Annotated in this window: 11 protein-coding genes and 1 pseudogene; 6 read left to right on the top strand and 6 right to left on the bottom strand. The window is 71.7% G+C overall.

Going from position 1 to position 9592, the window contains the following annotated elements:
* The first annotated feature begins 179 nt into the window (after positions 1-179).
* The 4 genes and pseudogenes from ABZ215_RS42180 (at position 180) to purU (ending at position 3078) form a co-directional block, all read left to right on the top strand.
* A complete protein-coding gene (locus ABZ215_RS42180) occupies positions 180-863 on the top strand; it encodes a lysophospholipid acyltransferase family protein (protein ID WP_354956436.1) in 684 nt (227 codons plus the stop codon).
* Positions 856-1326: pseudogene (locus ABZ215_RS42175) on the top strand (VTT domain-containing protein); the annotation flags it as partial. The gene ABZ215_RS42180 and the pseudogene ABZ215_RS42175, both read left to right, overlap by 8 nt.
* Before the next feature lie 124 nt (positions 1327-1450).
* Positions 1451-2191: a maleylpyruvate isomerase family mycothiol-dependent enzyme gene (locus ABZ215_RS42170; RefSeq protein ID WP_354956434.1), complete on the top strand. Its 741-nt coding sequence runs from the start codon at positions 1451-1453 to the stop codon at positions 2189-2191.
* Positions 2192-2217: 26 nt separating this feature from the next.
* Complete coding sequence (gene purU, locus ABZ215_RS42165; protein WP_037322690.1) at positions 2218-3078, top strand: formyltetrahydrofolate deformylase; 861 nt, start codon at positions 2218-2220, stop codon at positions 3076-3078.
* Here purU and ABZ215_RS42160 read toward each other — a convergent pair.
* From ABZ215_RS42160 to ABZ215_RS42145, 4 genes are all read right to left on the bottom strand, one after another.
* Positions 3075-3704, bottom strand: coding sequence for a hypothetical protein (locus ABZ215_RS42160; RefSeq protein ID WP_354956432.1), 630 nt, complete (start codon positions 3702-3704; stop codon positions 3075-3077). The two genes, purU and ABZ215_RS42160, sit on opposite strands and share 4 nt — an antisense overlap.
* Before the next feature lie 189 nt (positions 3705-3893).
* Positions 3894-4901 carry an NADP-dependent oxidoreductase gene (locus ABZ215_RS42155; RefSeq protein WP_354956430.1) on the bottom strand — a complete coding sequence of 336 codons (1008 nt, stop codon included), beginning with the start codon at positions 4899-4901 and terminating at the stop codon, positions 3894-3896.
* A 108-nt stretch (positions 4902-5009) separates the two neighbouring features.
* Entirely contained in the window at positions 5010-5444 is a 435-nt protein-coding gene (locus tag ABZ215_RS42150; protein WP_020419562.1) for an SRPBCC family protein, read from the bottom strand.
* 46 nt (positions 5445-5490) lie between these two features.
* Entirely contained in the window at positions 5491-6408 is a 918-nt protein-coding gene (locus tag ABZ215_RS42145) for an ABC transporter substrate-binding protein (protein ID WP_020419561.1), read from the bottom strand.
* A 118-nt stretch (positions 6409-6526) separates the two neighbouring features.
* Between ABZ215_RS42145 and ABZ215_RS42140 the strand changes: the two genes are divergently transcribed.
* Positions 6527-7213 carry an ABC transporter permease gene (locus ABZ215_RS42140; protein WP_020419560.1) on the top strand — a complete coding sequence of 229 codons (687 nt, stop codon included), beginning with the start codon at positions 6527-6529 and terminating at the stop codon, positions 7211-7213.
* The gene (locus ABZ215_RS42135; RefSeq protein WP_354956428.1) at positions 7186-7935 is read left to right on the top strand and encodes an ABC transporter permease subunit; all 750 of its coding nucleotides are present in this window, start codon (positions 7186-7188) and stop codon (positions 7933-7935) included. The genes ABZ215_RS42140 and ABZ215_RS42135 overlap by 28 nt, the downstream gene beginning before the upstream one ends.
* Here ABZ215_RS42135 and ABZ215_RS42130 read toward each other — a convergent pair.
* A complete protein-coding gene (locus ABZ215_RS42130; RefSeq protein WP_354956426.1) occupies positions 7919-8470 on the bottom strand; it encodes a YbaK/EbsC family protein in 552 nt (183 codons plus the stop codon). The two genes, ABZ215_RS42135 and ABZ215_RS42130, sit on opposite strands and share 17 nt — an antisense overlap.
* A gap of 25 nt (positions 8471-8495) precedes the next feature.
* On the bottom strand, positions 8496-8792 hold the full coding sequence (locus tag ABZ215_RS42125) for a DUF2516 family protein (RefSeq protein ID WP_354714360.1): 297 nt from the start codon (positions 8790-8792) through the stop codon (positions 8496-8498).
* Between the last annotated feature and the right edge of the window lie 800 nt (positions 8793-9592).

Below are 9592 nucleotides of genomic sequence, written 5' to 3'. Positions count from 1 at the left end.
GAAGCCACCCAACGGGGCAAGAACCCATCAGCCACACCCCATCGCCCTGGGCATCCAGAACATCCCGTCCTGAACATCAACAATCTTATGGAGAATTCATGAACCCGTGGGACGTGACTTCACCTTGTACCCCTCGCTGCGTCACCCACCGGCTGCCTGAGATCAGCACACTGCGGACCGTGCGACGGTGGCTGGCGCTGGGCTCGGTCCTCGCCGAGGTGCGGCGGGGGAACCTGCGCCCGCACGCCCGCGGGGTGCTCGACGCCCTCGGCGTCACCCTGGACGCGAACACCGACCTCCTGCGGGTGCCCGCGGGGACCGGCACCCTGATCGTGGCCAACCACGTGTCGTGGCTGGACATCGTCGCGCTGCTGGCCGTCGACCCGGTCGGGTTCCTGGCCAAGCGCGAGGTGCGCTCGTGGCCGGTCATCGGGTCGCTCGCGCAGGCCTGCGGGACCCGGTTCATCGCCCGGCGCGAGCTGCGGGAACTGCCCGGGGTGGTGGCCGGGCTGGCCGACGCGCTCCGCGCCGGCGAGTCGGTCGTCGTGTTCCCCGAGGGCACGACGTGGTGCGGCGGCCAGGGCGGCACGTTCCGGCGCGCCGCGTTCCAGGCCGCCATCGACGCCGGCGCGCCGGTGCGGCCGGTGACCTTCGCCTACTCCCAGGGCGGGCAGCCGAGCACGGTCGCGGCCTTCGTCGGCGACGACGCTCTTCTGCCGTCGCTGAGCCGCGTCGCGCGCGCCCGCGACCTGCGGATCGAGCTGACCGCGCACCCGCCGCTGGAGCCCGCCGGCGACCGGCGCGAGCTGGCCGCGCGAGCCCAGGACGTCGTCCGGTCCATTCGGGTCCGGGCGCATGCTTGACTTCCTGAACCACCTCGGTGAGCTGCTCCAGGGCGCCCTGGGATCGCCCTGGCTGTGGCTGATCGTGTTCGCGGTGGCGGGCCTGGACGCGCTGCTGCCGTTCATGCCGAGCGAGACGACGGTGATCACGGTCGCCGTGCTGCTCGGCACCGACGTGCCGAAGCTGGCGCTCCTCGCGCTGCTCGCGGCCGCCGGAGCGCTCGCCGGCGACTGCCTGTCGCACGCGGTCGGCCGGGGCGCCGCGCCCGCGCTGACGCGGTGGCTGCGCGGCGGGAAGCAGGACCGCTACGAGTGGGCCCGCGGACAGGTCGACCGCAACGCCGGGCTGCTGATCGTGGCCGGCCGGTACATCCCGGGCGGCCGGGTCGCGAGCGGGCTGGCGACGGGCAGCATGGGCGTGCCGTGGGCGCGGTTCATCGCGCTCGACGCGCTGGGCGCCGGGATCTGGGCCGTCTACAGCGTGATCATCGGCGCGATCGGCGGCGCGAGCTTCGACGGGCAGCCCGCCAAGGGGCTGCTGTTGTCCTTCGGCATCGGGTTGATCATGGTCGGTGTCATCGAGGTGGTGCGGCGGTTACGCTCACGGCATGCAGCACGCCGAGTACCTCGCGATGATCGAGGCGCAGTGCCGGGCCCTGCGCGCGGCCGCGGTGCGGACGGGACCGGAGGCGCCGGTGCCGACCTGTCCGAAGTGGACTGTCCAGCGCCTCGTCGACCACTTGGCGAAGGTCCACTCGTGGGTCCGGTCCGCGCTCGCCGATCCCACCGGCGCGAACGTGACCCGCGGGCAGCCGCCCGCCGACTGGACTGAACTGCTGTCCTGGTGGGACGAGCAGCTGCAGGGGATGCTCGCCGGACTCGCCGATCCCGCGGCGCCGGCGTGGCTGCCGTGGACCCGCTACGAGCAGACCACGCGGTCCTGGGCGCGGCGGCAGGCGCACGAGACGGCGATCCACCGGCTGGACGCCGAGCACGCGCTGGCAGGCAGCGCGGAGGCGTCCGCGGTCCCGTCGCTCGTGTTCGACCCGGAGTTCGCCGCGGACGGCGTCGACGAGCTGCTCGCCTGGATGCTGCCGACGCGCGCGAAGTGGGACCAGTTCGACTTGTCCGGCTCGGTGCTCGTGCACGCCGCCGACGCCGGTCGCATGTGGCGGGTCGTGCTGCACCCGGGGCAGCCCGGGACGATCGAGCCGGTGACGGCCGCGTTCGAGGCCGACGTGACGGTCGCGGGCACCGCCGACGCGGTGTACCGGCGCGTGTGGGGGCGGCCCAGCCACGCCTCGGTGACCGGTGACGTGCGTCTCCTGGAGCCCCTGGCCGCGCCGTGACGGGGAGCGGCGGGGAAGATGGGGCCGTGTCCGAACGACGTTATGTGATCACCTTCGGCTGTCCCGACCGCACCGGCATCGTCGCGCGCGTGTCGTCCTTCCTCGCCGACGCGGGCGGCTGGATCGTCGAGGCCGCCTACCACACCGACCCGGACACCGGCTGGTTCTTCACCCGCCAGGAGGTCAGGGCGGACTCGCTGCCGTTCGGTGTGGACGAACTGCGGTCGCGCTTCGCCGAGGTGGCGACGTCGCTGTCGGCCGAGTCGAACTGGCGGGTCGAGGACACCTCCGAGCGCCGCCGCGTGGTGATCCTGGTGTCCAAGGAGGGGCACTGCCTGTACGACATCCTGGGCCGGGTCGCCGCCGGTGAGCTGGACGTCGACGTGCGGGCGGTGATCGGCAACCACGACAACCTCGCGGACATCACGCGGGCGCACGGCATCCCGTTCCACCACGTGCCCTTCCCCGCCGGCGACAAGGCGGAGGCGTTCGCCGAGGTGCGCAAACTGGTCGACGAGCACGACCCGCACGCCGTCGTGCTCGCGCGGTTCATGCAGATCCTGCCGCCGGAGCTGTGCCAGGCGTGGTCCGGCCGGGCGATCAACATCCACCACAGCTTCCTGCCGTCGTTCATCGGCGCGCGGCCCTACCACCAGGCGCACCGCCGCGGCGTGAAACTGGTCGGCGCGACGTGCCACTACGTGACCGCCGACCTGGACGCCGGGCCGATCATCGAGCAGGACGTGATCCGCGTCGACCACGGCGACACCGTGCCCGACCTGGTGCGCAAGGGCCGGGACATCGAGAAGATCACGCTCGCCCGCGGCCTGCGGTGGCACCTGGAGAGCCGCGTGCTGGTGCACGGCAACCGCACGGTGGTGTTCTAGGCCGCGAGCACCGCGCCCGCGATCAGCAGCGTGTAGACACCGACGGCGGCCTGGATCGCCTTGGTGCGGCGGCGTTCCGGCGCGTGCCGCAGCAGCCAGGCCAGCCCGGGGACCACGAGGACCGCGTGCATCGTGACCGCGTGCACGAGCTTGAGCGAACCCGCGGTCGTGTAGGCGAGCTGCGGTTGTCCGCCGCGGGCGAGGGTGACGCCGTCGGCGATCATGATTGCGCCGACCACCATGGCCGCGAACAGCACGACGAGCCCGAACCGCAGGGCAAGCGTCATGCTCGGGCTGAGGTTCGTCGTCCGCCAGGCCGCCACGGCGAAGGCCGACACGGTCACGATGATCACCGCGCCGCCCGCGGCGAGGCTGTAGGAGACGGCGGTGTCGAAGCCGGTCTCGAAGTTGAAGTGCGACGGCACCCCGCGCCAGACCTGCAGCGTCACCAGGGCGACCTCGGCGACGCTCACCGCGGTGAGCGCGCCGAGCAGCGGGGTGCGGCGGCGGACCTGGAGGAAGCTCGTCGCCCAGGCGACGCTGGCCAGGGTGAGGCCGAAGGACAGGCCGAACGTCATGGCCTTGCGGTACGACAGCGGCCCCTCCCACGTGGTGCCGCTCGCCACTAGGCCACCAGGTGCACGAGGCCGCTGGTGAACAGGACGGCGGCCACCACGTAGGCCACGCGCTCGACTGGCCGGGCGCGGGTCCAGAGGCTTTCGCGAAGTGCGAGGGTCATGCCGACGATGGTCGGCGTTCGGAGCTCTCGCGGCGTCTGCCTGGCAGCGTCTCTTCGCCGTACGTCGGCGGGCGTATCAGACGCGCACGAGCATCTTGCCGGTGTTGGCGCCCGCGAGGAGGTCCAGGAAGGCCTGCGGAGCGTTGCGAAGCCCCTCGACGATCGTCTCCTCGTACTTGATCTCGCCGGAGCGCACCAGCGGCGCGACCTCCTCGAAGAACTTCGCCTGCAGGTCGTAGTGGTCGCCCACCAGGAACCCGCGGATGTCCAGCCGCTTGCCGATGATCTGGCCCAGGTTCCGCGGCGCGGCGGGCGGCTCGGTGGCGTTGTAGATCGAGATCATCCCGCACACGGCGATCCGCGCGTGCACGTTCGCCGAGTTGATGGCGGCTTCCAGGTGCTCGCCGCCGACGTTGTCGAAGTAGACGTCAATGCCCTCCGGCGCGGCCTCTTCCAGCTGCTTCGCGACCGGCGCGTCCTTGTAGTTGAACGCGGCGTCGAAGCCCAGGTCCTCGACGAGGTGCCGGACCTTCTCGGCCGATCCGGCGCTGCCGATGACCCGCTTGGCGCCCTTCAGCTTCGCCAGCTGGCCGACGACGGACCCGACCGCACCGGCCGCGCCCGAGACGAACACGGTGTCACCCGGCTGGAACCGCGCGATCTCGGTCAGCCCGGCGTACGCGGTGAGGCCGGTCATGCCGAGCACGCCGAGGTACGCCTCGCGCGGCGCCGCGCCCGCGTCGATCTTGGCCGCCTGCTTCGGGGTGACCACGGCGTGGGAACGCCAGCCGAAGCCGTGCAGCACCAGGTCGCCCGGCCGCAGGGCGTCGGTGTTCGACTCGACGACCTCACCGACCGCGCCGCCCAGCATCACCTTGCCGACCTCGTACGGCGGCGCGTACGACTTGGCCGAGCTCATCCGGCCGCGCATGTACGGGTCGACGCTGATCTCCAGGTTGCGGACCAGGGCCTCGCCCTCGCCGGGCCGCGGCACCTCGACGTCGACCACGTCGAAGTTGTCCAGCGTCGGCGCGCCGTGCGGACGGGAGGCGAGCCGGATCTCGGTCGCGGTGGTGCTCATCATGCGCTCCAGTGGGTGTCGGAAGTGTGTCTCCAGGGCTGCCAACACACTAACCGGGGCGCTGATTCCGCTTTGTGGCTGAGGCTACAGCCACCGCACCGAGCGGCGCGGCTAGACGAGCTCGGCGAGCTTGCCCAGCACCCCGTCGTAGATCCGGCGGAGCCCGGCCGGCGCGAAGGTCTTCTCGAAGAAGCCCCCGATGCCGCCCGCGCCCTGCCAGGTGGTCTCGATCCGGACGGTGCTGCGCTCGCCCGCGGGCCGCACCGTCCAGGTCGTGACCATGCTGGAGTTGGCGTCCGTCTCGACGAGGGTGCCCGCTTCCGGCTCGGACACACTCGCCGCGACGTCCCGCACCCGCTTGGAGGTGGCCTGCAGCTTCCACTTCGCCTTCGTGCCGGCGCCGGTGCCGCCCTCGACCACCTCGTAGTCGCGGTAGTGCTCGGTCAGGATCTTGGGCCGGGTCTCGGCGTAGTCCGCGACCAGCGCCCGCACCTTGTCGGCCGGTGCGTCGATCGTCCGTTCCGCGCTTGCGGTGACCTTCGCCATAACCCCTCCTGATCTGCTCGAACGCTGTCGCCCGCGACTCTATCGATCAGAGGAGGCCCTGCTGCGACAGCCAGTCCTTGGCGACGTCCGCCACCTGGTCGCCGTCCTCGTCGACCTGCTTGTTCAGGTCACGCAGCTGGTCGGTGGTCAGCTTCGCGCTCACCGCGTTGACCGCCGCGGCGAAGTCGGGGCCGCGCTCGTCGAGCACCTTCTGGTTCACCGCGGGCACGATGTTCTCGGTCGCGACGATCTTCTGGTCGTCCTCCAGCGCGGTGAAGTCGGGGTTGCCGACCAGGGGGTTCACCGAGTCGAGCGGGATCACCGTGACCGCGCCCGAGCGCAGCTGCTCGACCCGCGGGCCGGACTCCTGGATGCTCGAGAACGTGACGTTCAGCTTGTAGACGTCACGGAAGCCGATGAAGCAGTTGGCCCTGGTGCCGCACTCCGGCGGGCCGCCCAGCACGACCTTGTCCAGCTTCTTCAGGTCGCTGATCGTCCGCAGGCCCTGCTGCTGCGCGAGGTCGGACTTCACCACGTAGGTGTTCTTGTTCTCGGCAGGCGCGTAGTCCAGCAGCCCGACGCCGGACGGCTTGAACAGCTCGGCGAGCTTCGCATGCTCGGACGCCGCGTCGTTCGGCGCCTGCTCGTTGAACCCGGAGCTGATCGCCGCGCCCTGGTACTCGGGGATGAACTGCAGCTCGCCCGACTTCAGCGACGGGTACACCAGCTCCCGCGAGCCGATGTTGAACTTCCGCTGGACCGGGTAGCCCTTCGCCTCCAGCGCCTGCGCGTACACCTCCGCCAGGATCTGGCTGTCCGTGAAGTTGAACGACGCCACCACGATCGGCGCGCCGCCCTTGCCCGGCGCGGCCGTGCCGCCGTCGTCCCCGCCGCCGCAGGCCGTGAGCCCGAGGACCGCCACCGCGAGAATCCCGGCCGCCCGCAGGCTCCGTGTCCACCGCATACCTGTTCACCCTCCCAGTGCTGTTCGTCGCCAGCGACCCTATCCGCGGGCACCGACAGAAACCACATAGTGAGATCGTCCGCCCGTCAGTGTCGGTCACCGCCCGTATGCTCGCCCAGTGAGCGAGTACGTGCTGGCCGCGACCGACCGGCCGCTGTTCGAGTGGCGCTGGGTGGAGCGCAACGCGGACGAGATCGCGCAGCGCCTCGGCGAGCACCTGGCGCTGACGGCGGCCGCGCTCGCGATCGGGCTCGTCGTGTCGGTCGCGCTGGCCGTGTTGTCGCTGCGCTGGCGCTGGTTCTACGCGGTCGCGCTGGGCGCGGCAGGCGCGCTGTACGTGATCCCGAGCCTGGGGGCGTTCGCGCTGCTGGTGCCGTTCTTCGGGCTGTCGTTCACCACGGCCGTGATCCCGCTGGCCACGTACACGCTGCTGATCCTGCTGCGCAACATCGTGACCGGCATCCAGCAGGTGCCCGCGGAGGTCCGGGAGGCCGCGATCGGCATGGGCTTCACGCGGCTGCGCCTGTTGCTGCAGGTCGAGTTCCCGCTGGCGCTGCCGGTGGTGATCGCCGGGCTGCGGGTCGCGGCCGTGACGACGATCGGGCTGGTCACGGTCACCGCGATGCTCGGCATGGGCGGGCTGGGCTTCTTCATCCGTCAGGGCATCCAGACGACCACGCCGAACCCGACGGCGATCATCGTCGGGATCGGGTTGTCGATCGTGCTGGCGGTGCTGGTGGACGCGCTGTTGTGGCTGAGCGAGCGGGCGCTGGCCCCGTGGGCGCGGAAGGCGGGGCGGGCGTGAACGCGTTCGAGCAGGCGCTGGACTGGCTGGGGCAGCCGGGCCGGTGGAGCTGGACCGACCCGGCCGGCATCCCGTACCGCACGCTGGAGCACCTGGGCTTTTCGGCGTTGTCGCTGGTCATCGCGGCCGCGCTGGCGGTGCCGCCGGCGCTGGTGCTGGCGCACTACCGCCGGGGCGCGTTCCTGGCCAGCAGCGCGGTGAACATCGGCCGCGCCATCCCGAGCTTCGGGTTGATCATCCTGTTCTGGTACCTGGCGAGCCGGTGGGAGGTGAACACGTCGTTCTGGCCACTGCTGCTCGCGCTGGTGGCGCTGGCCCTGCCGCCGTTGTTCACCAACACCTACGCCGGGGTGGTGTCGCTGGAGCCGGAGGCGGTGGACGCGGCGCGCGGCATCGGGCACACCGAGGGACAGATCGTGCTGCGCATCGAGCTGCCGCTGGCGTTGCCGGTGATCCTCGCGGGCGCGCGGGTGGCGTTCCTGCAGCTGGTGGCGACGGTCGCGATCGGCGCGATCGTCAACGACGGTGGCGGGCTGGGCCGGTTCATCGTGGACGGGTTCGCGCAGGGCGCGGGCGGTTACGGCGAGATCCTGGCTGGCGGGCTGGCCGTCATCGTGCTGGCCCTGGTGTGCGAGGGCGTGTTCGCGCTGCTGGAGCGGTTCGCCGTGCCGCGGGGCCTGACGTTGTCGCGCCGGGCGACGATGTCTACGCGACCGGTTTAGCCAGGCCGTCGATCACCTCGGCGCCGGGCAGCGATGCGAGCAGGTCGCCGGTGACCAGGAGTTTCCCGCCGCGGATGCCGCTGCCGATGACGAGTTCCGGCGAGTCGGCGACGGCCTTGTCGACGAGGATCGGCCAGTCCGCGGGCAGCCCGACGGGCGTGATGCCGCCGTAGGCCATGCCGGTGAGGGCGACGGCCTCGTCCATCGGTGCGAAGGACGCTTTGCGCACGTCCAGGCGGCGCTTGATGACGCCGTTGACGTCGGCGCGCGTGGTGGCGAGCACGAGCGCGGCGGCGAACCGGACCTCGCCGGCGCGCTTCCCGGCGACGACGACGCAGTTGGCGGAGGCGTTCAGTGGTGAGCCGTAGGCCTCGCAGAACGCGGCGGTGTCGGCGAGTTCGGGGTCGATCTCGACGGCGCCGACGCTGTCGGGGTCGAGGGCGGCCAGTGCTTTGGCGACGGGCTCGGCGAGCAGGTCGGTGCGTTCGGCGGCCGGGTGGACGGTCAGCGTCCCGGCGATGCTCCAGGTCCTCACGCCGCCAGGATAGGGAATCGCCGGTTCACCAGTTCTTGCCGCCGCGCTGAACCTCGATCAGCCGCGGCCGCACGTCGACGAGGTAGACGAGGACGGCGACGATGCCGGCCAGCCAGAAGAGCGTGCCGGCCCCACCGAAGCCGAACAGCCCCATCGCGGCCGTGCTCGCGCCGGTGATGGCGAGCCAGATGGGCTTGGTCTTGCGGTCCGCGGCGTGGTAGGCGTCCGCGCGCTGGAGAAGGGCGTGCACGAACGCGCCGAGGCCCACCAGCGTGCCGGCCCAGCTGATGACCTGCATGATCCAGTACGCGATGAACGGCACGTCCCTAGCCTACGTCCCTTCGCCCCCGCCGTCGGATCCCCGGTGTCCAGAATGCCACGAACGCCCGGGCCCGTCACCGCCGTCCCCGGCGGGCCGCCCATGGCTCACCACGCCGCCGAGCACACCGCACACAGCCAGCGGTTGGCCGAGCACACCCGGCACACCAACGAGTCCACGCACCGCCCAGCCCCGCTAGGCACCCGGACATCACGAGCAGCCCCGCACAACAAACTCGCCCTCGCCCTCGCCCTCGCCCACGCCCCACGCCCCACGCCCCACGGCCCCGGGGCAATCGCCACACAACTTCCCTCCCCTGAACACCCGCCCCCCGGGGCAATCGCCGCACCAACCGTCCCTCCCCGAGCACCCCCACGCCCCGCGGCAACCGCCACACAACTTCCCTCCCCCGAACACCCGCCCCCGAGGCAATCACCGCACGAACCCTCCCTCCCGAGCACCCCCACGCCCCGCGGCAACCCCACACAACTTCCCTCCCCCGAGCACCCGCCCCCGCGGCAATCACCGCACGAACCCTCCCTCCCGAGCACCCCCACGCCCCGCGGCAATCACCGCACAACCTCCCTCCCCCGAACACCCGCTCCCGCGGCAATCACCGCACGAACCCTCCCTCCCGAGCACCCCCACGCCCTGCGGCAATCACCGCACAACCTCCCTCCCCCGAACACCCGCCCCCGTGGCGATCGCCGCACAGCAAACCCTCCCTCCCGAGCACCCACCCCCCGAAGCAATCGCCGCACAACAAAAGCCCACCGGCCGCGCCGAGCGGTGCTCGGCGCGGC

It is taken from the genome of Amycolatopsis sp. NPDC006131, from assembly GCF_040614175.1.
Taxonomy (GTDB): Bacteria; Actinomycetota; Actinomycetes; order Mycobacteriales; family Pseudonocardiaceae; genus Amycolatopsis_E; species Amycolatopsis_E tucumanensis.
Note: the sequence above shows the minus strand (reverse complement) of the source record. Positions and strands in the feature narration are given on the sequence as shown.

Coding starts and splice junctions, on each gene's coding strand:
- ABZ215_RS42150 (WP_020419562.1), bottom strand. CDS start 5,444: ATGGCGAAGGTCACCGCAAGCGCGGAACGGACGATCGACGCACCGGCC.
- ABZ215_RS42170 (WP_354956434.1), top strand. CDS start 1,451: ATGCAGCACGCCGAGTACCTCGCGATGATCGAGGCGCAGTGCCGGGCC.
- ABZ215_RS42145 (WP_020419561.1), bottom strand. CDS start 6,408: ATGCGGTGGACACGGAGCCTGCGGGCGGCCGGGATTCTCGCGGTGGCG.
- ABZ215_RS42155 (WP_354956430.1), bottom strand. CDS start 4,901: ATGATGAGCACCACCGCGACCGAGATCCGGCTCGCCTCCCGTCCGCAC.